Source organism: Patescibacteria group bacterium (assembly GCA_016784145.1).
Taxonomy (GTDB): domain Bacteria; phylum Patescibacteriota; class Patescibacteriia; order UBA2591; family UBA6264; genus BS150m-G65.
Map to the genome: position 1 here is coordinate 40161 of JADHVF010000001.1, position 26733 is coordinate 66893.

26 protein-coding genes and 2 tRNA genes are annotated in these 26733 nt (G+C 29.2%); 27 read left to right on the forward strand and 1 reads right to left on the reverse strand.

Annotated elements, in window-relative coordinates; genetic code table 11:
• The first annotated feature begins 4 nt into the window (after positions 1-4).
• From rplQ to ISS06_00330, 27 genes are all read left to right on the forward strand, one after another.
• Positions 5-355 (forward strand): 50S ribosomal protein L17, encoded by a 351-nt coding sequence (gene rplQ / locus ISS06_00200; GenBank protein MBL7053613.1) that lies wholly within the window; start codon positions 5-7, stop codon positions 353-355.
• A 6-nt stretch (positions 356-361) separates the two neighbouring features.
• On the forward strand, positions 362-724 hold the full coding sequence (gene rplM, locus ISS06_00205; protein MBL7053614.1) for a 50S ribosomal protein L13: 363 nt from the start codon (positions 362-364) through the stop codon (positions 722-724).
• Positions 725-818: 94 nt separating this feature from the next.
• Positions 819-1322 (forward strand): peptide deformylase, encoded by a 504-nt coding sequence (gene def / locus ISS06_00210; GenBank protein ID MBL7053615.1) that lies wholly within the window; start codon positions 819-821, stop codon positions 1320-1322.
• A gap of 143 nt (positions 1323-1465) precedes the next feature.
• Positions 1466-1540 (forward strand) — tRNA-Gly (locus tag ISS06_00215).
• A 118-nt stretch (positions 1541-1658) separates the two neighbouring features.
• A tRNA-Thr gene (locus tag ISS06_00220) sits at positions 1659-1730 on the forward strand.
• A 16-nt stretch (positions 1731-1746) separates the two neighbouring features.
• Complete coding sequence (locus ISS06_00225; protein MBL7053616.1) at positions 1747-2430, forward strand: ATP-binding cassette domain-containing protein; 684 nt, start codon at positions 1747-1749, stop codon at positions 2428-2430.
• Positions 2431-2513: 83 nt separating this feature from the next.
• Positions 2514-2771, forward strand: coding sequence for a hypothetical protein (locus ISS06_00230; GenBank protein ID MBL7053617.1), 258 nt, complete (start codon positions 2514-2516; stop codon positions 2769-2771).
• A gap of 74 nt (positions 2772-2845) precedes the next feature.
• Complete coding sequence (locus ISS06_00235; protein ID MBL7053618.1) at positions 2846-3073, forward strand: hypothetical protein; 228 nt, start codon at positions 2846-2848, stop codon at positions 3071-3073.
• A gap of 194 nt (positions 3074-3267) precedes the next feature.
• Positions 3268-3561 (forward strand): co-chaperone GroES, encoded by a 294-nt coding sequence (locus ISS06_00240; protein ID MBL7053619.1) that lies wholly within the window; start codon positions 3268-3270, stop codon positions 3559-3561.
• A gap of 27 nt (positions 3562-3588) precedes the next feature.
• Positions 3589-5241, forward strand: a complete 1653-nt coding sequence (groL, locus tag ISS06_00245) for a chaperonin GroEL (GenBank protein MBL7053620.1) — start codon at positions 3589-3591, stop codon at positions 5239-5241.
• Positions 5242-5386: 145 nt separating this feature from the next.
• Complete coding sequence (locus ISS06_00250; GenBank protein ID MBL7053621.1) at positions 5387-5749, forward strand: hypothetical protein; 363 nt, start codon at positions 5387-5389, stop codon at positions 5747-5749.
• A complete protein-coding gene (gene pheS / locus ISS06_00255) occupies positions 5742-6782 on the forward strand; it encodes a phenylalanine--tRNA ligase subunit alpha (GenBank protein MBL7053622.1) in 1041 nt (346 codons plus the stop codon). The genes ISS06_00250 and pheS overlap by 8 nt, the downstream gene beginning before the upstream one ends.
• Position 6783: 1 nt before the next feature.
• The gene (locus ISS06_00260; protein MBL7053623.1) at positions 6784-9114 is read left to right on the forward strand and encodes a phenylalanine--tRNA ligase subunit beta; all 2331 of its coding nucleotides are present in this window, start codon (positions 6784-6786) and stop codon (positions 9112-9114) included.
• A 7-nt stretch (positions 9115-9121) separates the two neighbouring features.
• The gene (locus ISS06_00265; protein MBL7053624.1) at positions 9122-10111 is read left to right on the forward strand and encodes a carbohydrate kinase family protein; all 990 of its coding nucleotides are present in this window, start codon (positions 9122-9124) and stop codon (positions 10109-10111) included.
• A gap of 5 nt (positions 10112-10116) precedes the next feature.
• Positions 10117-11979 (forward strand): acetate--CoA ligase, encoded by a 1863-nt coding sequence (gene acs, locus ISS06_00270; GenBank protein MBL7053625.1) that lies wholly within the window; start codon positions 10117-10119, stop codon positions 11977-11979.
• A gap of 14 nt (positions 11980-11993) precedes the next feature.
• The gene (locus ISS06_00275; protein MBL7053626.1) at positions 11994-13070 is read left to right on the forward strand and encodes a glycosyltransferase family 2 protein; all 1077 of its coding nucleotides are present in this window, start codon (positions 11994-11996) and stop codon (positions 13068-13070) included.
• Positions 13071-13342: 272 nt separating this feature from the next.
• Entirely contained in the window at positions 13343-14512 is a 1170-nt protein-coding gene (locus tag ISS06_00280; protein MBL7053627.1) for a glycosyltransferase family 4 protein, read from the forward strand.
• The gene (locus tag ISS06_00285) at positions 14478-16757 is read left to right on the forward strand and encodes a hypothetical protein (GenBank protein ID MBL7053628.1); all 2280 of its coding nucleotides are present in this window, start codon (positions 14478-14480) and stop codon (positions 16755-16757) included. Before ISS06_00280 ends, ISS06_00285 begins: the two co-directional genes overlap by 35 nt.
• Complete coding sequence (locus ISS06_00290) at positions 16754-17617, forward strand: hypothetical protein (protein MBL7053629.1); 864 nt, start codon at positions 16754-16756, stop codon at positions 17615-17617. The genes ISS06_00285 and ISS06_00290 overlap by 4 nt, the downstream gene beginning before the upstream one ends.
• Before the next feature lie 3 nt (positions 17618-17620).
• Positions 17621-17830, forward strand: coding sequence for a hypothetical protein (locus tag ISS06_00295; protein MBL7053630.1), 210 nt, complete (start codon positions 17621-17623; stop codon positions 17828-17830).
• 15 nt (positions 17831-17845) lie between these two features.
• Positions 17846-18775, forward strand: coding sequence for a DNA recombination protein RmuC (locus ISS06_00300; GenBank protein MBL7053631.1), 930 nt, complete (start codon positions 17846-17848; stop codon positions 18773-18775).
• 3 nt (positions 18776-18778) lie between these two features.
• Positions 18779-19906, forward strand: a complete 1128-nt coding sequence (locus ISS06_00305) for a hypothetical protein (GenBank protein ID MBL7053632.1) — start codon at positions 18779-18781, stop codon at positions 19904-19906.
• Positions 19907-20073: 167 nt separating this feature from the next.
• Positions 20074-20505: a division/cell wall cluster transcriptional repressor MraZ gene (gene mraZ / locus ISS06_00310; protein ID MBL7053633.1), complete on the forward strand. Its 432-nt coding sequence runs from the start codon at positions 20074-20076 to the stop codon at positions 20503-20505.
• A 9-nt stretch (positions 20506-20514) separates the two neighbouring features.
• On the forward strand, positions 20515-21387 hold the full coding sequence (gene rsmH, locus ISS06_00315; protein ID MBL7053634.1) for a 16S rRNA (cytosine(1402)-N(4))-methyltransferase RsmH: 873 nt from the start codon (positions 20515-20517) through the stop codon (positions 21385-21387).
• 4 nt (positions 21388-21391) lie between these two features.
• Positions 21392-21697 carry a hypothetical protein gene (locus ISS06_00320; protein MBL7053635.1) on the forward strand — a complete coding sequence of 102 codons (306 nt, stop codon included), beginning with the start codon at positions 21392-21394 and terminating at the stop codon, positions 21695-21697.
• Positions 21698-21703: 6 nt separating this feature from the next.
• Complete coding sequence (locus ISS06_00325; protein ID MBL7053636.1) at positions 21704-23500, forward strand: penicillin-binding protein 2; 1797 nt, start codon at positions 21704-21706, stop codon at positions 23498-23500.
• Between the two features lie 2 nt (positions 23501-23502).
• Positions 23503-24795: a hypothetical protein gene (locus ISS06_00330; protein MBL7053637.1), complete on the forward strand. Its 1293-nt coding sequence runs from the start codon at positions 23503-23505 to the stop codon at positions 24793-24795.
• 337 nt (positions 24796-25132) lie between these two features.
• Here ISS06_00330 and ISS06_00335 read toward each other — a convergent pair whose 3' ends face one another.
• Positions 25133-26704, reverse strand: coding sequence for a tRNA uridine(34) 5-carboxymethylaminomethyl modification radical SAM/GNAT enzyme Elp3 (locus tag ISS06_00335; protein MBL7053638.1), 1572 nt, complete (start codon positions 26702-26704; stop codon positions 25133-25135).
• Positions 26705-26733: the final 29 nt, after the last annotated feature.

Sequence of the window (26733 nt, forward strand, 5' to 3'; positions counted from 1 at the left end):
TTATATGAGACACAGGAAAAAGGGGAAAATTTTAGGAAGAAAATATGCTCAAAGAAAAGCACTATATAGAGATTTAAGCAATGCTTTGATTTTAAATGATAAAATAAAAACAACAGAAGCTAAAGCAAAGGCAGTTAAGCCTATAGTTGAAAGATTAATAACAAGGGCAAAAGAAAATAGTATTACTAATTATAGAAGAATAAATTCATTTTTACAGAGTAGGGAATCAACTAAAAAAATTTTAGAAGAAATAGGACCAAAATACAAAACTAGACCAGGTGGGTATTCTAGAATTATTAAAACAGGTCCAAGAAAAGGAGATAATGCAAAAATGGTAATATTGGAACTTGTTTAAAATTATATGTCAAAAATAAAAATAGATAGAAAAATTCAAAAATTAGACGCCCGGGGAGAGATTTTAGGAAGATTTGCTAGTCAGATAGCTCAATTGCTTATGGGTAAAGGGAAAGAGAGTTATGTTCCAAATGTTGATGTTGGGGATATTGTTATTGTTAAAAACATGGATAAGATAAAAGTTACTGGCAATAAATTAAAACAAAAAAAATATTATAGACATAGTGGATATACTGGTAATCTGAAAATAAAAAAAATGGAAGAAATACTAGAAGAATCTCCTGAAAAATTGTTGGAGTTTGCTGTTTTTAACATGTTGCCTAAAAATAAATTAAGAAAACCAAGAATGAAAAGATTGCGGTTTGAATAAAATGTTTTTTATTTTTGGAAAATAAGTATTTAGGGGTTTAACCCCTAAATTTTTTTTACATTGCTTTAATTAATAAAAATGTTAATATATATTTATGTTAGAGATAAAAAAATATAATAATTCTTGCTTAAGGGTTAAATGCAAAAAAGTTGAACAGGTTACAGAACAAGTAGAAGTATTTACAGAGAAGATGTTAAAAACAATGCATTTAAATGATGGTATTGGGTTATCTGCTCCACAAGTAGGGGATAATAGGAGAATTATTGTTATTGATATAAACCCGATTATAGGAAAAAAAAATAAAGGGTTGTTTTCTTTGATAAATCCTGAGATAATAAAAACAAGCGAAAAATATATTAAAATAAATGAAGGTTGTTTAAGTTTGCCAGGGGTAAATTTAAAGATTAAAAGACATAAAACAATCAAAGTAAAGGCATACTCAGTAAAACATAAAAAAGAAATTATTATACAAGCAAGCGGGTTGCTTTCAGCTGTTCTACAGCACGAAATTGATCACCTGGATGGAGTTTTGATTATTGATAGGGTGGGTTTTTTTGCAAAAAGAAAAGCATTAAAAAGAATAGATAGTAATTATTGATTACTAATTATTGATTATTGATTACTGATTATTGATTACTAATTATTGATTACTGATTATTGATTACTAATTATTGATTACTAATTATTGATTATTGATTACTAATTATTGATTACTAACACATGGGAGTGAGGCCCGATTAAGCGGGAGTAGTTCAGTGGTAGAATGTCTGCTTCCCAAGCAGAAGATCGCGGGTTCGATCCCCGTCTCCCGCTCCAGCAAGATAATGATTAGTAATTATTAATTACTAATTATTAATTATTGATTACTAATTATTGATTATTCGTCACTAATATACAGGGGCCAGACCCCTTTAAGCGGGGATTAACCCTTTAGGCCGATGTAGCTCAGTGGTAGAGCAATCCTCTCGTAAAGGATAGGTCGTCGGTTCAACTCCGACCATCGGCTTTGTTAAAAAATATTTATGATAAAATTCGTTAATGTAAGTAAATTTTATAAACCAGACACATATGCTTTAAAAGATGTTTCTTTTTTAGTAAAACCATTGGAATTTGTTTCTGTGGTTGGACAGTCAGGAGCAGGGAAAAGCACTATATTTAAGTTGTTAATTTCTGAAGAAAAAGCGACCAGCGGTAAAATTATTATAGGAGATTGGGATATTACAGATATTAGACCAAATGAAATACCAGTATTGAGAAAACAAATTGGGGTTGTTTTCCAAGATTTTAAATTATTACCCAGAAGAACAGTTTATGAAAATATTGCTTTTGCGTTGAGTATAATATCTACTCCTAAGAAAAAAATTCCAACCATTGTTGGCCAGGTTTTAAAAATAGTTGGTATTGAGAGCAAGCAAGATCTTTTTCCGGAAAATCTTTCATCTGGAGAAGCTCAAAGAGTTGCTATTGCTAGAGCATTAGCTCATCACCCAAAAATACTTATTGCTGATGAGCCAACAGGGAATCTTGATCCCATTACAACTAGAAGTATAGTTGAATTATTTGCAAAGATAAATAAACTTGGAACAACAATTTTGTTAGTTACTCATAATAGGGAAGTAGTTAATTTTTTAGGGAAAAGAGTGATTACATTAGACCGAGGGAATATTATCAGTGATCAGATTAATCATGGAAGATATGTTATATAGTTAAAAAAAAGTTTGAAATTTTTAATATTTATGTGTTATAATTATACTAACTATAGTAATAAATAAATTTAAAATAAAAATTTATGGCAAAAGAAAAACAAATTGGAAAAATTACCCATTATTTTGGAAATATTGGAGTATGTGTGATAGAATTAACAGCCGGGATTAAAATAGGAGATAAAATTCATATTGTTGGAGGAGAAAGAGATGTTGAGCAGGTTGTTGATTCAATGCAAGTTGAACATGAAAGTATTAAAAAAGCAAAAAAAGGAGATGCAGTAGGGCTTAAGGTTGATGAAATAGTTAAAAATGGAGATAAGGTTTTTTTAGTTAAAGAATAATTTATTAAAAATAAAAATTGATAAATTAAAAATTCTATTAAAATAGAATTAGTATTTTTGTTTCTTATTTTTTTATGTCAGATAAAAAAAATTCATTAGACAAAATATCCATTCCAAGGAATAAATTAATTAACATGGGATTAATTATTGTTATTTTTAATCCTTTTCCATCTGGATTAATTTATGGATTTTTTTTATTTAAAAATCCGAAAACAAAAAAATATGGGGAGCTAATGATAATTTGCTCACTATTTTGGGGGGCTATTTCTTTGGCTTTGACTCAAAAGTATTTCCCCGGTTAGATAAGCAAGGCATCTAAAATAAAGTGATTATATAATAACTATTAATTAATGGTTATTATTGTTTTTAGGTTCTCTTATTGATTTTTTTATGTTGTGGTTCTTGACAGATTTTTTATTACATTTATAATTAGCACTAGGCATGTTAGAGTGCTAAAAGGTCAAATAAAAATAAAATAAATTAATTATTAAAAATTATGACTAAAATTAAACCATTAGGAAGTCGGTTAATAGTTAAGCCGATTATTAAAAATGATGTAACTGAATCAGGTATTATTTTACCTGAGACCATGGACAAGGAAAAGCCAATTATGGGAGAAGTTGTTTCCATTGGGAGTGGCAAAGTACTTGATAATGGTCAAAGAGAGACAATTGATTTAAAGGTCGGCGACAAAATTTTGTTTGAAAAGTATGGGTCAGATGAATACAAAATAGATGATCAAGAATTTTTAGTTGTTGATTATGACAGAGTGGTTGCAATTATAAATTAAAAAATTATAAATTAAAATAAACTATATATGGCAAAACAAATTTTATTTAATGAAAAAGCCAGAGAGGCTTTAAAAAAAGGTGTAGATAAATTGACTAATGCAGTCAAAGTAACGCTTGGTCCTATCGGTAGAAATGTTGCTATAGATAAAGGGTTTGGGTCTCCAACCCTAACAAATGACGGAGTAACAGTAGCTAGGGAGATTGAATTAAAAGATAAATTTGAAAATGTTGGAGCTCAATTGCTTCAAGAAGTTGCTTCAAAGACCAATGATATTGCTGGAGACGGGACTACAACAGCTGTGTTGTTAGCTCAATCTATTATTAAAGTTGGGTTAAAAAATGTTACTGCTGGATCAAATCCATTAATGATTAAAAGAGGAATTGATAAGGGAGTAAAAGCAGTTATTAAAGAATTAAAAGATAATATTGCGGGACCTGTCAAAACAAAAGAAAGGATTAGACAGGTTGCTTCTATTTCTGCAAATGATGAAGAAATAGGAAAAGTTATTTCAGAGGCAATGGAGTCTGTTGGCAAAGATGGAGTAATTACTGTTGAGGAGTCACAATCTTTTGGCATGGAGCTTGATATTACAGAAGGGATGCAGTTTGATAGTGGATATGAATCTCCTTATATGGTGACTAATGCAGATAAAATGTCGGCTGAGTATAAAGATTCATTAATTCTTTTAACAGATAAAAAAATCTCAGTTTTAAGTGAGATATTGCCTTTAATGGAAAAAATGGCTCAAGCAGGAAAAAAAGATTTAGTTATTATAGCTGACGAAATTGAAGGAGAAGCATTAGCAACATTTGTTGTTAATAAAATAAGAGGAGCGTTTAATGTTTTAGCTGTTAAGGCGCCTGGTTTTGGAGACAGGAAAAAAGAAATGTTGAAAGATTTGTCAATTTTGACTGGCGGAAAAGTTATTTCAGAAGAACTCGGCATAAAATTAGAAAACATTGGGTTAAAAGATCTAGGCAAGGCAAGGAGAGTCATTTCTACTAAAGATTTTACTACGATTGTAGATGGCGCTGGCAGTAAAAAAGATATAGAAGATAGAATTACTAACATTAAAAAACAAATAGAGTTAAATTCTTCAGAGTTTGATAAGGAAAAATTACAAGAAAGATTAGCCAGAATGGCAGGAGGAGTAGCTATTATTAAAGTTGGAGCTGTGACAGAAACAGAGATGAAAGAAAAAAAATTCAAGGTTGAAGATGCTGTCAACGCTACTAAGGCTGCTGTTGAAGAAGGAGTTGTAGTTGGAGGAGGAGTGGCTTTAATTCGTTGTTTACCTTGTTTAGATAATGTGCGTGTTTTTGGGGACGAAAGAATTGGTATAAAAATATTAAAAAGAGCATTAGAAGAGCCATTAAGGCAAATAGCTGATAATTCAGGTAAAGATGGTGGAGTTATTTCAGAAAAGGTTAAAAAAAATCAGGGAAATTATGGATATAATGCACATACAAACAAGTTTGAAGATTTGGTGGAAACAGGTGTTATTGACCCAACCAAAGTAACCAGAACAGCATTGGAAAATGCAGCTTCTATTGCTTCGTTATTTTTAACAACAGAAGCAATTATAACTGATGAACCAGCTGAGGAAGGAAATACTTGTGGCACTTCCCCTGCTTCTGCAGGAGGAGGAATGCCAGGCATGATGCCAGGCATGATGTAAATTAGATAAATTATTCTAAAGAAGAGGACTTAATTTCTTTTAGGTCCTCTTTTTTATCTTGTTATATTTTTGTATAATGTTATAATTTGTTATAATATAAAATATAATTTATAGATTTATGACCCTTAAAAGATATCTCAATTTAATGGTAATATTAACAATTATTTGCTGGGCTTTATGTCTTTTAGTGCTTGTATTTATTAATCCATGGAAAACAGGATTAAATGGATATGTGCTTTTTTATGCAAGTTTATTTTTGGCAATAATTGGCACATTGGCTTTATTGGGATTTGTTATAAGGGCAAAAATTGGAAAGAAAAAGCCAGTATTTAAACAAGTGGAAGTGTCTTTTAGGCAGGCAATTTGGACATCTTTTTTAATTATTGGTGTTTTAATTCTGTTGAGTTTAAGGATTTTAAGATGGTGGAATTTTTTATTTATGATTTTATTTTTTATAGCTTTGGAGCTTTTTTTCCTCACTTCTAGTAAAAAATATAAATATGATTAATAAAATTGAAGCAATTAAAAAGAAAGCAATTGAAGAAATTGATAAAGCAAAAAACATAGAGTTGCTTGCCAAAATTTGGAGAAAATATTTTGGCAGAAAGAACGGAGAGCTTAGTAATATTTTAAGAGATATTAAAAATATTCCCAAAAACAGAAGAAAAGAAGTTGGTTCTTTTGCAAACAAGAGCAAGCTTATAATTGAAAACAATATAGCTAGTAAGAAACAAGAATTAAGTTTATCAACCAAATCTTCTTTAATTGATAAAATAGATATTACTTTGCCTGGCAAAAACATAGATTTCGGTCACTTACACCCCATTACTCAGATTAGACGTAAAGTATCTGAGATTTTTTCCTCCATGGGATTTGAGATTTTAGAAGGATATGAATTAGAGACAGATTATTATAATTTTGAAGCATTGAATATTCCGGCCGGGCATCCAGCCAGAGATATGTGGGACACATTTTGGTTGTCTGAAGACAAGAATTCAAAGAAAAAAGATAAATTTTTATTACGAACACATACATCTCCTATGCAAGCTAGAGTAATGGAAAAAAAAGACCCACCATTGCGAGTAATTGTGCCTGGTAGATGTTTTAGGCCAGAAGCAACTGATGCATCTCATGAGCATACATTTTATCAATTGGAAGGGTTTGTTGTTGATGAAGACATTACAATTTCTAACTTAATATATACATTAAGAAGTTTTCTCTCTTCTTTATTTAAAGAAAGCATTGAAGTAAGATTGAGGCCGGGTTATTTTCCTTTTGTTGAACCAGGGTTTGAATTAGATTTTCAATGCGTTTTTTGTAAGGGAAGGGGATGTTCTGTTTGTAAAAAAACTGGGTGGGTTGAACTAATACCTTGTGGAATGATACATCCAAAAGTTTTTGAACACGCGGGTTATAAAAAAGGAAAATACACTGGATTTGCTTTTGGGGCTGGGCTTGACAGAGTTGTAATGATGAAAGCAAGAATTGATGATATTAGGTGGTTTCATAAAGGTGATTTAAGATTTATAAAACAATTTTAATATGGACTTATCTTATAACTGGTTAAAACAACTTACTAAAACTAAAAAAACTCCAAAGCAGTTGGCAGATATTTTTAGTATGCATACGGCTGAAGTTGAAAGAGTAACCAAGCCAATAGATTGCTTGAAAGATTTAATAGTTGCTGAAATTATTAAAATAGCTAAACATCCGAATGCAGATAAGTTAAAAATTGTAACAGTAAAAACAGTTGTTAATAAAAAAAATAAAATATTTAAAATAGTTTGTGGAGATTTAAATATTAAAAACAAGCAAAAAGTACCATTGGCATTATCAGGAACAAAACTTATTAATGACCTAGAAATAACCAAAAGCACTATCAGGGGAATAAAATCAGATGGAATGCTTTGTGCAGAGGATGAAATGGGAATAGGTAGTGACCATGAAGGGATTTATGTTTTTCCTAAAAACATAAAAGTAGGCATGAGGGTTGACAAGGCATTGGGACTTGATGATTCTATTTTGGAAATAGAGAATAAATCAATTACTCATAGAGCAGATTTATTTAATCATATTGGTTTTGCTAGAGAAATGGCAGTATTGGGGGTTGGCAATTTTGATGAATCTTTATTTGACAAGCAAAAGAAATTAAACCTAAAAACAAATATCAATTTAGATATTAAGGTTAAAGATAATATTTCCTGCTCAAGATATATGGCGATTGTGATGGATAATATAAAAATTGAACCATCTCCAAGATGGATGCAAGAGAAATTAATGTGTTTAGGGCTTAAGCCAATAAATAATGTGGTTGATATTACGAATTATATTTTAAATGAAATTGGACAGCCATTACATGCATTTGATTTTGATAGAATTTCAGGTAATAAAATTTTAATTCGCCCGGCGGTTAATAAAGAGAAATTATTATTATTAGATGGTCAAGAATATAGTTTAAATAAAAATGATTTAATAATTTCTGACAAAAATAGACCAATTGCTTTGGCTGGTATAATGGGAGGAGAGTTTTCAGGCATAAACAATAATACAACTACAATTGTTATTGAGTCGGCTAATTTTAATGGTCCTATGATAAGGAGAAGTTCCAGGATTTCGGGGATTAGAACAGATTCTTCTATTAGGTTTGAAAAAGGTTTGCCGATTAATTTTCCAGCCATTGGACTACTAAGAGCTGTTGAACTAATAAAACAATTAGCACAAGGTAGAGTGATTAGTAAAATATATGATATTCAAAGTGAGACTGCTTCTAAAAAAATAAAAAAACCAGTTAATATAAAGTTTAATTTTGATGAGGCAGCTAAATTTATTGGTAGTAAAATAAATAAACAAGCAGTAATTTTAATTTTGAAAAAGTTAGGGTGTAAAATAATTTTAAATCAAAAACAAAGTATAACTATTATTCCTCCAATTCATAGACCGGATTTAAATATTTTTCCAGATATAATTGAAGAAATAATTAGAGTTCAAGGGACGACTAATATTGTCCCAAAACCAATAAAAACAGAATTAAAGCCAGTTTTATTAAGTGATGACTTCTTTTTAGATGATAAGTTAAAAAATATTTTAGTTGGGATTGGATTTGATGAAGTTTATAATTATTCTTTTTATGGAGATTCAGGATTGAATAATTTTATTGTTGGGAATTTATATCATAAAAAAATAAAAAATCCTTTAAATCCAGAACAAAAATATTTAAGAGTGAGTTTAATTCCAGGACTTCTAAAAAATGCTGTTAATAATTCTAAATATTTTTCAAAATTTAAAATTTTTGAAACTGGTAAAGTATTCTTAAAAAAAGAAGAAAAAAATATAGCTGGATTGATTTTTGGGAAATATAAAAATATTTATCTTGAGATAAAAGGAGTAGTTGAATTATTTTTAGACAAAATAAGGATTAGTAAAAATAATTTGGAATATAAAACCAAATCAAATAATATTGTAGAAATATTTTATAAAAAAAAGAAAATAGGCGTTATTGTAACCATTGACAAGCAAACAGCTGTTTTTGAATGTAATATCAATTTTTTGGATAATTTAAGAGATAAACAAGGTTTTTATAAACCAATTTCTCTTTTTCCTTCCATTAAAAGAGATATGGCATTTTTAATTGAGAAAAAAAATAAATGGAAAGATATTTTTGATACAGTCAATAACATTGACCCATTAATTAAATCAGTTGATTTATTTGATGTTTTTGAAGATAAAAAATTCAAAAACAAACAAAGTATTGCTTTTCGTCTTATTTTTCAATCTAATAAAAAAACAATTGAGTCTGAAGAGGTTGATAGAATTCAATCAGTCATTACAACCAGGTTGGCTAAAAAATTTAAGGCAAAATTAAGAGATTTTTAGAAAATATATGAAATATGATATTATTACAATTGGAGGAGCTATGAGAGATATCTTTTTTTATACAAAAGAAGGGAAAATCATAGAAACCCCTAAAGACAGGTTATGTGATAGCATAATCGGCTTTGAAGTTGGCTCAAAAGCATATATTGATAAGGTTTATTTTCAGGGTGGCGGAGGAGCAAATAATACGGCGGCTGGTTTTGCAAGCATGGGTATAAAAACAGGAATCATAGCTAGAGTAGGCGATGATAAAGAAGGAGAGTCCTTGTTATTGGAGATGAACAAGAGAAAAATAAGCACAGATTTAATGCAAATAGATAAAAAAAATAGCACAGGCTTTTCTTTTATTCTTGGGCTTACTAGGAAAAGAAAGCATGTGATTTTTGCTTATAGGGGAGCTAGTGATTATTTTGTTTTCCCTTTTAATTCATATAAATCATTAAAAGCAAGTTGGTTTTATATATCTTCGTTAAGTTGTGTTGATTGGCCAGTAGCCATGAAAAATATTTTTAAAGTAATTAAAGCATCAAAAACATTAGTTGGTTGGAACCCAACTAATGTACAGATAAGCTCAGGCTATAATGGTTTGAAAAAATTTTTACAAATGACAGATGTTTTTGTTTTGAATGAAGACGAAGCAAGGGAATTAGTTCTTTCCAGAAAAAAAATTAAAGATTTAAATGTGCGCTCTCTTATTAAGGAAATTTATGATATGGGGCCTAAAATTGTTGTAATTACAGTTGGGCCAAGAGGAGCTTATGCTTATAATGGGCAGAAAATTTTTTATCAAATGGAAATGCCTGCTAAAGTAATTAATGCCACGGGCGCGGGTGATTCTTTTTCTTCAGGTTTTATTGGTAGTTTATTTTATCATCCCGGAGATATAAGCAATGCTTTGCGCTGGGGGGTGGCAAATTCTACTTCAGTAATAAAAAAAACAGGGGCACAAATAGGCCTCTTAAATAAGCGTCAAATAAATAAATATCCTGATATTTAGAAATTATGAAAAAAATAAAAACACCTTTAGATAAACTTCATAATCTTTATGTTAAAGATTATGAAAAACTTTATAAAGAGTCGATTGATAATCCAAATAAGTTTTGGGAGAAAATTGCTAATGAATTGGAATGGTATAAGCCATGGAGAAAGGCTTTGAAGTGGAGACGATTATTTGCTAAATGGTTTGTTGGGGCTAAATGTAATATTATTCATAATGCAATAGATAGACACATTAATTCAGGTAATGGGAACAAGACAGCCTTACTATGGGAGGGACAAGATGGCACAGAAAGAAAGTTTTCTTATAATGAACTAAATGAACAAGTATGTAAAACAGCTAATGCTTTTAAGAGCTTGGGGATAACTAAAGGAGATAGAATAAGTATTTATTTACCAAGAGTGCCAGAACAAATAATTGCAATGCTTGCTTCTGCTAAAATAGGAGCAATTCATAGTGTTGTTTATTGTGGCTTTAGCGTAGAAGCATTAAAAACAAGAGTTAAAGATGCTAATGCTAAAATTGTAATTACCACGGATGGCTATAATTATCATGAAAAACTTATAAAAACAAAAGAAATTGTTGATAAAGCAATTAAAGACATAGTTAGTGTCAAAACATTGTTAGTAGTTAGAAGATTGGGAAACAAAGTAGACATGAAAGACTCAAGAGATATTTATTATGATGAATTAATTGCTCAACAAAGTTCAAAATGTAAGACAGAACAATTAAGCTCTGACACGCCCTTGTTTATTTTATATACTTCTGGAACAACTGGAAAACCAAAAGGAGTGATACATGTTCATGGTGGATATATGGTCGGAATTTATATTACCCTCAAGTGGATTTTTAATATTCATTCAAATGATGTTTGGTGGTGCACTGCAGACCCTGGTTGGATTACAGGTCATTCGTATATTGCTTATGCTCCCTTTATATGTGGGACAACCCAGTTTTTTTATGAAGGTCCACCATTGTATCCTACTCCTGGAAAATGGTGGGAATTGATTGAAAAATATAAGGTTACAAAATTTTATAGTACTCCAACGGCTATTCGTGCTTCAATGAAATATGGAGAAAAATGGCCTCAAAAATATAGCTTAGATTCCCTTAAAATACTTGGCAGTGTTGGCGAACCAATTAATCCAGAGGCTTGGCATTGGTATTATAAGTACATAGGGCAAAACAGATGTCCAATAATGGATACTTGGTGGCAGACAGAAACAGGCATGCAGATGATAACTAGTTTTCCTGTAACAGAATTAAAACCAGGCTCAGCTGGCAGACCATTTTTTGGAGTTAAGGCAGAGGTTGTTGATAAAAATGGAAAACAGCTACCAGTTAATAAAGATGGCTTTTTAGTTATTAAATCACAATGGCCAGCCATGCTTAGAACTTTATATAAAAATAAAAAAAGATATAAAAAAGTATATTTCAAGGAGATAAAAGGGGCATTTTTTGCTGGAGATGCAGCTAAAATAGATGAAGATGGTTATTTTTGGATACAAGGGAGAACAGATGATGTTTTAAAGGTATCGGGATATAGATTTGGCACAGCTGAATTAGAGAGCGCTTTCGTGAGTTATCCAGACATTGTTGAAGCAGCTGTAATAGGTGTTCCTGACGAGATTAAGGGAGAAGCAATTAAAGCATTTGTTATTTTAAAACAAGGTTGTGAAAAATCAGAAGAATTAAAAAAGAAAATTGCTAATCATGTCAGAACAGAAGTTGGTCCAATTGCTAAACCAAGAGAAATTGATTTTGTTGATTCTTTACCAAAAACAAGAAGTGGCAAAATTATGAGAAGGATACTAAAGGCAAAAGAGTTGGGGAAAGAGATAGGAGATACATCGACTTTAGAAAATTAAGATATCAGCTAAATATGAATGATACTAAAATAACAATAGTCATTATAAATTATAATGGATTAAAATATCTCCCTGATTGTTTTGATAGTTTGAGCCAGCAAACATTTTTGCCTATTAAAGTTATTGTTGTGGATAACAATTCAATTGATGGCAGTAGAGATTATTTAAAAAAATGGAAAACAAGTAAGTTTAAGTTTGAAATTATTTTAAATAAAAAAAATAGAGGATTTGCGGAAGCAAACAATCAAGCAATGATAGAAGATCTTAATAGTCGTGATTCTAGTGATTATATTTTTATGTTAAATCAGGATACTGTTATGGACAAAAATTGCCTACTTGAATTATCAAGCCAGGCAAGTTTTTTTTCAAGAAAAAAGATTTTTGCATGGCAACCATTAATTCTATGTTTTTCAGATAAAAAATTAATTCAAACATCGGGAGACAAGATTCATTTTTTAGGATTTGGTTATTCAGGAGATTTTAAAAAGCCAATAACTGAATTTTTAGCCACCAAAACATCTGAATTTCCTAGTATTACATATGCTTCTGGAGCAGGTATGTTTATAAATACAAAAGCATTAAAGCAAGTGGGATTACTGGACAAGGATTTGTTTATGTATCACGAAGATTTAGACATTTGTCTTAGAGCGAGATTTTTAGGATATGATATTTTATTAAATGACAAGGCAATTGTTTATCATAAATATACAGAAGAAATTTCAAATCTTCGTTGGTACTGGTCAGAAAGAAATAGACAATTAACTTTATTAAAATTTTATAAAACAAGTACACTGCTATTGCTTTATCCGTTGATTTGGGCAATGGATACAGGCGTTTTATTTTTTAGTATTTTTGATGGTTGGGGGCGCTTGAAAATAAAAAGTTATTTTTCCTGTTCTTTACAAATATTTAAGGTATTAAAAAAAAGAAAAAGGATCCAGGGGTCTAGAAAAATTAATGACAAAGAATTTGCTACCTTGTTGGAAAGTAAATTTGATTTTGCTGGCTTTGAACATCCTTTAATAAAATATTTAGTAAATCCAATCTTTGGCTTTATTTGGAATATTTTAAAAAAAATTATTATATGGTAATTTTTTTAATTTATAATTCTTAATATAGTTGTAGTCATTTTGAGAAAGATTATAAGCCCTTTAATATCAGTAGCAGTAGTTACAAAAATAGAAGAACCTAGAGTTGGATCCAGGTTTATTTTTTTTAAAATATTTAGAGCAGAATAGTTTGCTCTTTTTCTATGAAGTCATAATAATATTTCTTGATTCTACAAAATAGTAATTTTTGGCTTAAAAGTCAATTTTATCTTGCTTTTTAAGTTAATTTTAAATATAATAAAAGTTATATGAGCATGAAAATAGCCCACATTGTTTCAACTTTTCTACCATATAAGGGAGGCATGGGAAATGTTTGTTTGAAAGAAGCAGAGGCCATGGCCAAACAAGGGCATAAAATTATTGTTTTTACTCTTGATAAAGGGAAAAGGAGTAATACTAAAATAGATAATCTCAACATTGAATACATAAAACCAATCTTTAGATATGGCAACACTGGTTTTGTGCCGAATATTTATAAAAAATTAAAACAATTTGACATTATTCATATCCACTGGCCATTTATTGGTGGAGCAGATGTGGTTATTTTGTGGAAATATATTAGCAGAAGCAAAATTCCAGTGGTTGTTCAGTATGACATGGATTTAGTAGATACTGGCATAAGAGGGGTTGTCTTTAATATTTACAATACTTTTTTTAATTTTTTGTTTGCAAGAATTGCTGATAAAATAATTGTTAATTCTTTTGACTATGCTCGTCATACAAATATAAAGAAATATTTAAAAAAATATAAAGAAAAATTTTTACAAATTCCTCATGGTGTTGATGATAAAAGGTTTTATCCATCTAAAAAAAATGAGGAATTATTAAAAAAATATAATATTCAAAAACAAGATAAAGTTATTTTATTTGTAGGTGGACTTGATAGAGCTCATTATTTTAAAGGCATTGGTATTTTAATAAAAGCATATCAAAAATTGATATTAGAATATAAAATCAGGGGAGTAAAATTATTAATTATTGGTAAAGGGGATTTACTTGTTAAATATAAAAAATTAGCAAATAAGTTAAATATAAGTAGAAATATAATTTTTACTGGTAGCGTTTCAGATGAATCTTTGCCAGATTATTATAATTTATCAGATATTTTTGTATTAGCATCAACAACAAGATCAGAATCATTTGGTCTTGTTTTGCTTGAAGCAATGGCTTGTCAAAAGCCAGTTATAGTATCAAATCTTCCTGGGCCAAGGAAGCTGGTTAAAGATAATGGTCTTGTTTTTGAAATAAATGATTATAAAGATTTGGCAAGGAAAATAAAAGCATTGCTAAAAGACGAGATTAAAAGAGAATATTTTGGAGAACAAAGTTTAGTTTTGGTTAAAGAAAAATATCAATGGCAAAAAATAAACAAAGAACTAGGTCAAGTTTATGAAAAAATTATCAATAATCAAAGAAATAAATAAGGATAAATATTTAATTTTCAGCATAACATCATTGTTGTCAGTTATTATTTGGTATTTTAATTTTGAATTTTGGCAAAATCAAATTCTTTATTTTTTTATTTTTTTTATTTATGTAGTTATAAATTCAAGTTGTCTTGGTAAAATATTGGGGTACTTTGGATTCGAAGAAGAGTTACAATTTATTTTTGGAATATTTGCATTACTTTATTTGATTGCGTTTGGCATGGCAATTCCGATAGTTTTTTTCAAGATAACACCTGTTTGGTTGTTATGCTTGCTTTTATGTTTATCTTTGATTTTGTCTTTTATTTCAAAAAAAATTAAATATTCTTCAAAAAAAATTACTTTAATTAAATCAAAATTTATTTTTAAAGTACCGAAGGCAAATATTGTTTTTGGTGTTTTTCTTTGGTTGTTTTGTTTTTTTCTTTTGTTTTATTCTAGGACAGGTCAATATATTCGTTCTCCATGGACAGTTATTCATCCTCTATATCTTTATGCTTGGGCTGGAATTATTTTTATGACGGGTTGCCTTGTTTTTTCAAAAATAAAATTAAAATATTTTTTAATAATAATTGTTTTAATGTCTTTTTTAACCCATGCTTATTTGTTGATTCCATATAAGTCTGGTTTTGGTGGAGACAAGTGGAGACACATTGGGGCAGCCAAGTCATTAATGCAAGGAAATGCATATAAGCCCTCCTTGTTAGATGAGGAAATTACATATAAAGAGTTTGGTTCTTTTAAAATTCCAGAAGTATTTATTGCTGGCAATAAAACTTCATATGCAAACATGTGGGGGATGACAATTGCTTTATCATGGTTGTTAGGTGTTGATGTTTTTTACATTGATTTGATTTTAGGGATTATTCTTTTTTCGCTTTTTTTACCCTACTTGCTTTTAAAAATAGGGAGTTTTATATCTCAAAAAAAGACATTTTTATTTTTATTTGTTTTGTCTTCATTTTTGTTTTATCCTTTGCAAGCATATGCAAGTATTACCGTCCCAATGAGTTTTGCTTTTTTGCCTTTTTTGTTTTCTCTAATTTTTTTATTAAAATATTTTTCAGAAAAATTTAGTTCTAAAAAATTATTTTATTATCTTTTGTTTTTTAGTATATTTTTGTATTTTAATTATATTTTATATTTAATTTTATTTATAGAAATTTTATTTTTACTTATTTTGTTTAAAAATATTTCATTTAAAAAATTATCAAGTATAAAAATTATTTTATTATTAGTTGGTTGTTTTATGCTGTTGTTATTTTTTATTCCTATTTTAGATACATATAATAATTATTCATGGTTTAAGGATGATATTCCAAGTATTGGAAAAAGTTTTAAAGAATTTTCTAAAAATATTTTATATTCAAATGTAATATTCCCTAGAAGTTATGGCTTTGAACAGGACAATTGGCTTTATGCTACAACAGGATTAAATTTAAGCAGGTCAATTCTATCTGAAATTTTGCCATGGAATTTTATTTTAACACCATTGCTTTGGGTAATTATATTATTTGGAATAATTTTTTATAAAAAATTAAAACAACCTAAAATAGTAATATTGTTTCTTTTTCTTTTAATATTGGTTTTTGCAAGTCAAATGATAGCTACTTACTTTATGGAAGGCAATCATATTTTTAGTAAACGTCTCGTTATTTTTAGTTCGTTTTTAGTTATGATTTTATTATCCTGGGGAGGTCATCAATTAGTAGAAAATTTATCATTAAAGTTTTTTTCTTTTAAGGCAATTGTTTATTTGCTGGCTTTATTTTTCTCTCTGGTGGCTACTAGTGTTTATATGTCAGGGCCAAAGTTCCAAGTAGTAACTGCTGATGAATATCAATCAGCTAAATATGTTTGGCAAGCAATAGAATCAGAGGTTTCTGAAACAGGGAATGCTTGTGTGCTTGCAAATACGTGGCCATTATTGGCCTTGGAGGCAGTTTCAAGTCGGCAGATTTTAACTGGAGGGTTTCCTTTTTATTATGAGTATAGACAACCAGAAAGAGTTCAATTATTTCAGAACATGAATGAATCTCCTTCTGTTCGTTATTTAGATAAATCCATAGAAATCACTAAGTCAAAAAATTGTTATTTCATGACTGAATCAAGATGGATTTTATTTGATAAAAGGGAAGAAATAGTTGAGCAAATAGATAAAATAATAGGGGGTCATATTAATATTGGTAAGGTTATGATATGGAAATATCAACCAAATCATTTAATAAAAAATAGTTTATGAGATATAAAAAAATTATCTTATATTTTTATCGTTTAATTCTTTGCTTATTTTTAGTTTGTTTTTTTGCTTGGTTATTTAATAAAAATATAATTCCACAAGGACATTTATTTTTGTCAAAGGATTTTTGCTCTAAATCAAGTTTTGTTTCTAATTTATATCCCGAAAATAGAGTTGGAGAAATTGAAATAGATGAAAATTCTAATTGTTGGCAAAAAATTTTTGTAGAGCCGGTTTATTTTAAAACAAAAATTCCTAGAACTTTTACAAGAGCATCTGTAAAAATAAGTTACTCTAATCCAGATCAAGCTATTTTTCAAGTAGGATTGATGAAAAAAAGAATCAATCCACTTGATTGGAATTTTAAATTAAAATTAATTGAAAATAAAATTTTTGATGAACTAGATTGGCATAAATTAACAAGGGAAAATGTTACATTATGGCAAAAAGAAAAAAAGTTTAATACTATTCATGAATATGTTAATAATGTCCCTGATGATCAAAAAACAGTCACATTTTATTATCAGTTTGATGAACAGGCAATAAAGGATAAAACAAAAGTGGTTGGTTGGAATAGAAAAACTCCATTAGAATATGTTGACTATATTATTGCTAAATATGAGCCACCCCAGGTCATGGGAGAATGGAAGGAAAAAACAATAGAGTTTTTAGTTGGGCCAGATTATATGAATAACCATGCTTTGGAATTTATAATATCTTCTCCGGGATTAACAGTTAATCGTAATGAAATTAAAATTAATAAAATAGAAATTAATTTATATAGAAAAAATAGTAATTTCAAGATTTTTATAGAAGACATTGTTTTCTATTTGTCTAAAAAAATAGCTAAAATTATAAATTAAATTATGAAATATTTAAGATTAATTTATACTCTAGTTAAAGAATTATGGCTTACATTGATTGGCTTGTTATTAGTTTTATTTATACTTGAAGATATTCAGCCAGGTTTTGTAAGTTTTTGGGTGGATTTAAATTTATTTTTATTAATAATTACTGTTAGTGGATTTTTGACATTATTCTTATCAAGAATTGGTTGTCAAAACTGTAAAAAATGATAAAATAAGAACATTATGATATATATTTTATTTATTATTTTATTTATTATTCTTTTGGGAGGATTTGCAGGGTTATTTTATTTTTTTAATAATAGGTTTAAAGAGCTTAAAGAAAAAAATAATCAAGATGGTTCTTTTCTAATGCTAAATCAAAATTTACAAAATTTTCAAAATTCAGTCAGTAATCGTCTTGAGAAAACTTCGGATATTATTTCTCAATTAAACAAAGAATTAGGAGGCATGAAAGAAATAGGTCATCAAATGCAGTTGTTTCAAGATTTTTTAAAATCTCCAAAAGCAAGAGGAGGGATAGGAGAGCAGGTTTTAAAAAATTTACTTGAACAATATTTCTCAAAACAGCATTTTAGTTTTCAGCATAAATTCAAAACAGGCAAGATAGTTGATGCTATTTTAAAAACAAAAGAGGGGATAATACCGATTGATTCGAAGTTTTCGCTTGATAATTTTAGAAAATTAATAAAAGCAAAGTCAACTCAAGAAGAACAGAAAATTAAAAAATTATTTATTCGTGATATTAAAAATCACATTGACAGTATTTCCAAAAAATATATTCTTCCAGATGAAGGCACGGTTGATTTTGCAGTAATGTATGTTCCCTCTGAAGCGGTTTATTATGAGATTATTAAAATGGAAGAAAAAATTGATGATTATGCTAGAGAAAAAATGGTTTATTTTGTTTCACCAAATTCTTTTTATTATTTTCTTAGAATTATAATGATTGGAATGCAAGGACAAGAAATACAAGAGAATTCAAAACAACTTTTACGAGTATTAACAACAGTCCAAAAAGATATGAGCAAGTTTAATACAATTTTAGGATTAGTTAATACTCATATTAATAATGCTAAAAATGCTGTTGATCAAGCAAATAATCAATATACAAAATTAATGGGCAAAGTTGATCAGGTTAAATTATTAAAATAATTTATGAATTTTATTAAAGCCGTGGCTATTTTAATGGGGACTGTAATTGGAGCTGGCATATTTGGTCTGCCTTTTGCTTTTTCAAAATCAGGCTTTTTGATCGGAGTAGTGTATTTGTTTTTATTTTTTATAGTATTATTGATAGGAAAATTTTGTTATGCAGAATTAATATTAAGAACCAAAGATGACTTAGAGATGCCAGGATATGCTAATAAATATTTGGGCAAATGGGGGAAGACATTAATTACAGTATCTTTAGTTCTTGGAATATATGCAGCCTTAACAGCTTATACAATTGGTGTCGGAGAATTTTTAGACATTATTCTTTCTCCTTTAATTGGTGGCACTCCTTTTGTTTGGTCTTTTATTTTTTGGGCTTTTGCAAGCATTGTAGTTTTAATTGGCATTAATGTTATTTCTCGGTTAGAAATGTTTATGTCGGCTGGTCTTATTTTTGTTGTTTTTTTTATATTTATATTAACTTATCCCCATGTTGATATAAATAATTTAAAAATAATTAATTTTGACAACATATTTTTTCCTTATGGAATTGTTCTTTTTGCATTAGGAGGGGCAACAGCAATTCCTCTTATGAGAAAAATATTAACCAAACAAGTTAAATTACTAAAACCAGCTATTATAGTTGGATTGATTATCCCTGTTTTAATTTATATAATTTTTTCAATTTCTATTATGGGAGTAACAGGAGTTAATACAACAGAAACAGCTCTGGCAGGGTTAAAAACAGTTGTAAATGGAAAAATAATATTAGTTGGTGGAATTTTTGGAATCTTAGCCATGTCCACTTCTTTTTTAGCTCTAGCATATGTTCTTCGTCAATTGTTTCAAATTGATTATAATATTCCATTATTTTTTTCATGGCTGTTAACAATTTCTGTACCAATGATTTTATTTGCTTTAGGTTTAAAAAGTTTTGTAAAAGTAATTGGATTTTCCGGAGGGATATTAGCTGGTTTGCAAAGCATGATTTTAATTGCTAGCTATTATAAGGCCAAGAAAATAGGGGACAGGAAGCCAGAGTTTTCTTTTAATCTTCCCAGGCCGTTTGCTTATTTAATTTATTTTATTTTTATAATTGGAATTATTTATCAGTTTGTTTATTCTTTTTAAAATATATTTTTTTTATTAATGGTCTCTGTTAATCAGGGATTTTTTGTTTAAAAAAGTTATCCACAGTCAGTGGTTGATAGGTGGTAAAAAATGGTTTATAATATAAGCATCGTGTAAGCCTGTGGAGAAAAGTGGGGATAACTTAATAAAACTGTGGAAAATTATATATGTTTATAGGGGAATATAATTATTCAATAGATGATAAAAATAGACTGGGAATTCCAGTTAAGTTTAGGTCTGAACTATTAAAAGGGGCTGTTGTCACAAAAGGTATTGACGACTGCCTTTCTTTATATACAAAGGAAGAGTGGAGAAAATATGTAACCAAGATATCTGCTATGCCAACTAGTAAGTTTAAAAATAGAGCTTTTCAAAGATTAATGTTGGCTGGAGCAATGGATGTAAAAATAGATAAACAGGGAAGAATTACTTTGCCTGATTATTTAAAAAAATATGGCAAGATTAAAAAAAAGGTAGTAATAGCTGGGCTTTATAATAGATTAGAAATATGGGACGAGAAAAAGTGGGATGAATATAGAAAAAAATCAGAAGCAAGTAGCTCTGAAATAGCAGAAACACTTGATGACATAGGGTCATAAAATTTTAACATGCATATACCCGTTCTTTTAAATGAAGCAATTCATTATCTTAATCCAAAACCAGGCCAAAATTTTATTGATTGTACGATTGGACAATTAGGGCATTCAATTAAAATTTTAAATAAAACAAAACCAAGTGGAAAAATACTCGGGATTGATTTATCTAAACAAGCAATTGAATCTAGCCAAAAGCAACTTAATAATATAGGAATTTTTGACAGGGCTGTTTTGGTAAATGATAATTTTGCAAATTTAAAAAAAATTGTTCAATCTAAAAAAATTAAACCAATACATGGCATTTTATTAGACCTCGGACTTTCAACAAACTTGATAGAAGAGAGTAATAAGGGATTTAGTTTTATGAGAGAGGAATTACTTGACATGAGATATGGTAAAACACAATCAGGTCTCACGGCCATGAAAATACTTAATGGTTATTCAGAGCAAGACCTAGCAGATATTTTTTATGAATATGGAGGAGAAAGAAATTCTAGAAAAATAGCCAGGAATATTATTGAAAAAAGAAAAATTAAAAAAATAAAAACAACTGCAGAATTAAGAGATATTGTTATAAATTCTTTTAAACAAGGATTTCATGTTAAGTCGTTGGCAAGGGTTTTTCAAGCGTTAAGAATCGAAGTAAACAATGAATTAAATAATTTAAAACAGGTATTAGAACAGAGCATTGATGTATTGGAGCTAGGCGGAAGAATTGTCGTGATTAGTTATCATTCTTTGGAAGACAGGATTGTTAAGAGATTTTTTAAAACACAAGAGCAAATTAAAATTTTGACTAAAAGACCAATAACCCCAAGCAAGCAAGAGATTGAATTAAATAAGAGGTCAAGAAGTGCTAAGCTTAGGGCTGGAGAAAAAAAATAATAATATGGCACAAACAAAAACAACAATAATCAATTTTACTTTATTAAATTGTATTTTTATTATTTTATTTTTAGCTTTAACAGGAGCTTTATTGTATCAATCAAATTCAATGGTTTATTATGGGTTGGAGATTGATAAAAATAATGATATGCTTCAAGACCTTTTGATTCAAAATGAATATTTAACAAAAAAAATAGTTAGTTTTAATTCAATGGAGAATATTTCCTATGTTTCCAAAAATTTAGACATGGTTAAGGTCGAAAAATTTGATTATATTGCTTTAAATCAAGAAGTATTTGCTCAAAAATAAACCAATATGAAAAACATGACAGGGCGCTTAAAAATAACTATTGTTTTAGTTATTTTTCTTTTTGGCTTCGTGATAATTGCTCGACTTTTTGAGTTACAAATTTTAAAAAAGGATCATTTAAGGGGCTATTCGCTTCATAGAGATGATTCTTTAGTTAAATTAATCCCAGCTAGAAGAGGGGAAATAATTATAAAAGAAGACAAGGAAGAATATAGATTAGCAGTTAATTCTAGAAAATATAATTTAATTGTTTCTCCAAGACAAATAGATAAAGAAAGTTTAGACAATTGGATAATGCAAATAAGTCCTTATTTAGACATAGAATATGAATTAAATGATAAAGATGTTGAATTGATTGAGGAGAATAAAACCACTGCAGATTTGAAATTTTTATTTTCTCGTCTTTCTTCTAAAACAGATTCTTATGAATTATTAAAAAAAGAAGTAGAAGTAGAGGAGGTTCAGCAAATAAAAAAGCTTGGATTAGCTGGCATAAGCTTTGAGCCACTAGAGAGAAGATTTTATCCTGAAAAAAATATTTTTTCTCATTTAATTGGTTTTTTAAGTAAAAATCAAGATTGTTTTGAAGAGCAAAATTGCCCTAATGCAAAAGGTCAATATGGAATAGAAGAATTTTTTGACAAAACACTGGCTGGAGAAAATGGCGAGTATAAGTCAGATGTTGATGCTCTGGGTAATATTATTCCTTCTCAAAGATATATTATTAAGCCAGCTAAAGATGGGGCAGACATTATAATTACAATTGATCGCTCCATACAGTTTTTTGTATGCAATACCCTGGTTGAGGCTGTTAATGAATATGAGGCTGAATCAGGGTCAATTTTGGTAGCCGATCCAAAGACAGGTGCAATCTTAGCCATGTGTAACTATCCTTTTTTTGATTCTAATAAGTTTTTTGAGGAAGACATTTCTCTATTTAAAAATAATGCAATTTCTTCTGCATTTGAACCAGGGTCTGTTTTTAAGGTAATCACAATGGCTATGGGAATTGATTTAGGATTAGTTAAACCAGAATCAACATATAATGATAAGGGATATATTGAGATAGAGGATTATATTATAAAAAACGTTGATGAAAAAAGTTTTGGGATTACCACCATGAACAATGTCTTGGAACAATCTATAAATACAGGGGCAGTTTTTGTGGCTGATTTAATTGGAATAAATAATTTTAGAAATTATACAAAAAAGTTTGGGCTGGGCAGTTTAACAGGCATAGGATTGGCAGGGGAAGCAAAGGCAAACATAGATAATTTAACTAAAAAATCAAAAACATATCTAGCCACAGCATCTTATGGGCATGGTATATCAGTTACCCCCATTCAAATGCTTAATGCAATTTCAGTAATTGCTAATTCAGGAAAATTAATGAAGCCATATATAGTTAAGTCAATTATAAGCCCTGACAAAGAAAAAATTATTTATAGTCCTGAATTTATTAGACAGGTTATTTCCCCATATACTGCTGCGACAATAACTTCAATGATGGTTTCTGTGCTTGAAAACGGGTATGGTAGAAGGGCAAAAGTTAAAGGATATCAAGTATCTGGCAAAACAGGAACAGCTATTATTCCTAAAAAAGGAGGAGGATATTTGGAAGAAGGCGTGATTCATTCTTTTGTTGGGTTTGCTCCTGCTTTTAATCCCAAGTTTGTTGCTTTAGTTAAGTTGGATAAACCCAAGCAACATCGTTTTGCAGATTTAACTTCTGCTCCTTGTTTTGGAAAAATTGCAGAATTTATTTTAAATTATTATAATGTACCATTAGATAAAGAAAATTAATTATGTTTTTAAGTATCATAGAAAATTTTTTAGCAATACTTGCTAAAAAAACAATTAAAAAATATAAACCAGTAATTATTGGAATTACTGGCAGTGTTGGCAAGTCCAGCACAAAAGAAGCTGTTTATACTATTTTAAGCAATCATATTTTTTGTAGAAAAAATATTAAAAATTATAACAATGAAATAGGCCTACCATTAACTATTATTGGATATGATTCGCCCGGGAAAAATGTTTTTGGATGGTTAAAAATATTTTTATTATCTTCCTTTAATCTTTTTTTTACAAAAAAGGATTACCCAAAAGTGTTAATACTTGAAATGGCGGCTGACAGGATTGGAGATATTGCTTATTTAAGAGATATTGCTCTTCCTAGTAGGGGAATAATAACAGCTATCAGCCCAGCTCATAGTGAATTTTTAGGAGGGCTTGATAATATTGCTAGAGAAAAACAAGCCATTATTAAAAAATTATCAAGTAATGATTGGGCAATTTTAAATGCTGATGATGAAAGAATTATTCCAATGAAACAGATTACTAGGGCAAAAATAATAACTTTTGGCAATTCAATTGATGCGGATGTTAGAGTTATTTATTCATCAATGGAACAGGAAATAAAAGACAACCAGGTTAAAATAAAAGGAATAAAAATTCAGGTTAAATATAAAGATGATATTATTTCATTGTTTTTGCCCGGGATGGTTTCTTTATCAAGTATTTATTCTGTGTTAGCAGCTATTTCGATTGGAATAACATTTAATATTAAGACTAAAGACATGGTTAATTCGTTTAAGAGGTATAAACCATTAAAAGGAAGAATGAATCCGCTTAAAGGCATAAACAAGACATTAATAATTGATGATACTTATAATTCTTCTCCTAGAGCAGCTATGTCTGCTTTAAATACATTTGCCAAGATAAATACATCTTCTCAAGCTAAAAAATGGGTTATTATGGGAGACATGAAAGAACTTGGAGTATTGTCTGAAAAATCTCATTACGAAGTTGGACAGCTGGTGGCAGGAATGAATTTTGATTATTTAATTACAGTTGGAGAAGAATCTAGAGCATTAGCACAAGGAGCTGAAGAATCAGGTATGAATGATAATAATATATTTAGCTTTCATGATTATCGCAAGGTTATTGATTTTTTAAAGCAAAGATTGAAAACAGGAGATATTATTTTAATAAAGGGCTCTCAGGCGTCAAGAATGGAGCAGATTGTTAAGGAAATAATAATGGATTCAGGCAAGGCAAAAGATTTACTAGTAAGGCAAAATCCTACTTGGTTATAATGTTTATCTTGAGCACGAATCTTCCTAAGAATCACTTAGAGGCCTTGCCCCTAAGTAGAATAGAAATTAATAATCAGTAATCAATAATCAATAATCAACAATCTCAATTAGAATCACTTAGGGGCCTTGCCCCTAAGTAGAATAGAAATTAATAATCAGTAATCAATAATCAGTAATCAATAATCAATAATCAATAATCTCAATTAGAATCACTTAGGGGCCTTGCCCCTAAGTAAATATTGAGCACGAATCTTCCTAAGAATCACTTAGGGGCCTTGCCCCTAAGTAGAATAAGCAGAGTAAGTAGAGTAAGTAGATTGTTTTCATGTAGATGGGATTAGAGGGATTTGATCATATAGGTGTTTTTGAGTCTATATCCTAGTTTGCGGTAATATTCTCTAGTGCCAATGCCGGCTATTATTGACATCTTTTTACAACCTCTTTGTTTAGCGATTTTAGTTGCTGCTAATATTAATTTTTTTCCTAATCCTAGATGCTGAGTTGCTTTATGCGGCTGTTTACTTGAATCAATTTCAATTAATTGTCCATATGTATGCAATTCTCTTATTAGGGCTGTTGAGCTGTTGGTTGGCAATCTTAATCTAATAAAAGCAGCTAATTTATCTTGTTTAGTGTCATTAAAAGATAACCATATTTCTTGTCCATCAGAGGCAGTATATTCTTTGTTTAATAATTTCAAGTTTTTAATTGTTATTTGTTTGTCTTTTATCTCTCTGCATCTAATGCATTTACATTTTAGTTTCATGTCTTTCATTTTTTCTTGAATTATCTCTCTTAAATTTGAAGTCTTGCTACCTGCTTCAATTTGCCAAGCAGGAATATCGCGAATTAATCGATTAATTCTAACATATCTAGGAGTGATTGATTTTATTTTAATAATTAAGTCAATTAATTGTTCGTCAGTATATGGTTTATAATTATTGTTTTTCCAAATATCAAACAATTTAGATCCTTTAGTAATTACACAAGGATATATTTTAAGCATGTCTGGCTGAAACACAGGATTAGTAAAAATTTGTTTAAACATGGCTAGATCTTTTTTAATTGAAGACCCTAATAATCCAGGCATCATATGATAACATATTTTAAAGCCGCTATTTTTTAATAATTTAGTTGCCTTAATTATTTCTTTTGTTTTATGTCCTCGATTATTTTTTTCTAAAATATCATCATAAACAGATTGAACCCCGATTTCTACTCTTGTGCAACCAAGTTTTCTCATTCTCTTGATTTCTGTCTTGTTAATATAATCAGGCCTTGTTTCTAGTGTTAATCCAATAATACGATGTTTGGCTGTTTCATTTTTTTTCTGAGCAGATAGCAAAGTTTTACTTTTTGCTTGATTGGCTGCGTCAAAACATTTTTTGATAAACCAAATTTGATATTGTTTAGGCAAGTAACTCCAAGTACCCCCAATTACAATTAATTCAATTTTATCAACAGGGTGACCGGTTTGTTTTAATGATTTTATTCTCGTCACCACTTGTTTATATGGATCAAAATCAAGTAATTTTGCTCTTTCAACAGCTGGTTCGCCTGATAGATAGCTTTTTGGAATACCAGCTTCAGTTGGGCAATAAATACAATCTCCAGGACATGGCCATTGTTTAGTTAGGACAGCCACGACAGCTACACCAGAAAGAGATCGGACAGGTCTTTTTTTTAATTGATTTTCAAAAAATGGAATTATATTTATTTTGTTTGTTGCTCGGGTTTGTTTGTATGCACTTAAAATATCAATGTTGCTAATCATGTTGATATTTAATTTTTTTGAAATTTTTCTTTTCCATTTTAAAAAATCATCAAAATTATTAATTTTGCTTGATTTAATTTCCTGGGTTAATTTATAATTATTTATTTTATTTGCCATTGATTTTAATATTAGCATTTTTTTAAGAATTTGTCTTTTTTATTTTT

Coding starts and splice junctions, on each gene's coding strand:
- rplQ (MBL7053613.1), top strand. CDS start 5: ATGAGACACAGGAAAAAGGGGAAAATTTTAGGAAGAAAATATGCTCAA.
- rplM (MBL7053614.1), top strand. CDS start 362: ATGTCAAAAATAAAAATAGATAGAAAAATTCAAAAATTAGACGCCCGG.
- def (MBL7053615.1), top strand. CDS start 819: ATGTTAGAGATAAAAAAATATAATAATTCTTGCTTAAGGGTTAAATGC.
- ISS06_00225 (MBL7053616.1), top strand. CDS start 1,747: ATGATAAAATTCGTTAATGTAAGTAAATTTTATAAACCAGACACATAT.
- ISS06_00230 (MBL7053617.1), top strand. CDS start 2,514: ATGGCAAAAGAAAAACAAATTGGAAAAATTACCCATTATTTTGGAAAT.
- ISS06_00235 (MBL7053618.1), top strand. CDS start 2,846: ATGTCAGATAAAAAAAATTCATTAGACAAAATATCCATTCCAAGGAAT.
- ISS06_00240 (MBL7053619.1), top strand. CDS start 3,268: ATGACTAAAATTAAACCATTAGGAAGTCGGTTAATAGTTAAGCCGATT.
- groL (MBL7053620.1), top strand. CDS start 3,589: ATGGCAAAACAAATTTTATTTAATGAAAAAGCCAGAGAGGCTTTAAAA.
- ISS06_00250 (MBL7053621.1), top strand. CDS start 5,387: ATGGTAATATTAACAATTATTTGCTGGGCTTTATGTCTTTTAGTGCTT.
- pheS (MBL7053622.1), top strand. CDS start 5,742: ATGATTAATAAAATTGAAGCAATTAAAAAGAAAGCAATTGAAGAAATT.
- ISS06_00260 (MBL7053623.1), top strand. CDS start 6,784: ATGGACTTATCTTATAACTGGTTAAAACAACTTACTAAAACTAAAAAA.
- ISS06_00265 (MBL7053624.1), top strand. CDS start 9,122: ATGAAATATGATATTATTACAATTGGAGGAGCTATGAGAGATATCTTT.
- acs (MBL7053625.1), top strand. CDS start 10,117: ATGAAAAAAATAAAAACACCTTTAGATAAACTTCATAATCTTTATGTT.
- ISS06_00275 (MBL7053626.1), top strand. CDS start 11,994: ATGAATGATACTAAAATAACAATAGTCATTATAAATTATAATGGATTA.
- ISS06_00280 (MBL7053627.1), top strand. CDS start 13,343: ATGAAAATAGCCCACATTGTTTCAACTTTTCTACCATATAAGGGAGGC.
- ISS06_00285 (MBL7053628.1), top strand. CDS start 14,478: ATGAAAAAATTATCAATAATCAAAGAAATAAATAAGGATAAATATTTA.
- ISS06_00290 (MBL7053629.1), top strand. CDS start 16,754: ATGAGATATAAAAAAATTATCTTATATTTTTATCGTTTAATTCTTTGC.
- ISS06_00295 (MBL7053630.1), top strand. CDS start 17,621: ATGAAATATTTAAGATTAATTTATACTCTAGTTAAAGAATTATGGCTT.
- ISS06_00300 (MBL7053631.1), top strand. CDS start 17,846: ATGATATATATTTTATTTATTATTTTATTTATTATTCTTTTGGGAGGA.
- ISS06_00305 (MBL7053632.1), top strand. CDS start 18,779: ATGAATTTTATTAAAGCCGTGGCTATTTTAATGGGGACTGTAATTGGA.
- mraZ (MBL7053633.1), top strand. CDS start 20,074: ATGTTTATAGGGGAATATAATTATTCAATAGATGATAAAAATAGACTG.
- rsmH (MBL7053634.1), top strand. CDS start 20,515: ATGCATATACCCGTTCTTTTAAATGAAGCAATTCATTATCTTAATCCA.
- ISS06_00320 (MBL7053635.1), top strand. CDS start 21,392: ATGGCACAAACAAAAACAACAATAATCAATTTTACTTTATTAAATTGT.
- ISS06_00325 (MBL7053636.1), top strand. CDS start 21,704: ATGAAAAACATGACAGGGCGCTTAAAAATAACTATTGTTTTAGTTATT.
- ISS06_00330 (MBL7053637.1), top strand. CDS start 23,503: ATGTTTTTAAGTATCATAGAAAATTTTTTAGCAATACTTGCTAAAAAA.
- ISS06_00335 (MBL7053638.1), bottom strand. CDS start 26,704: ATGCTAATATTAAAATCAATGGCAAATAAAATAAATAATTATAAATTA.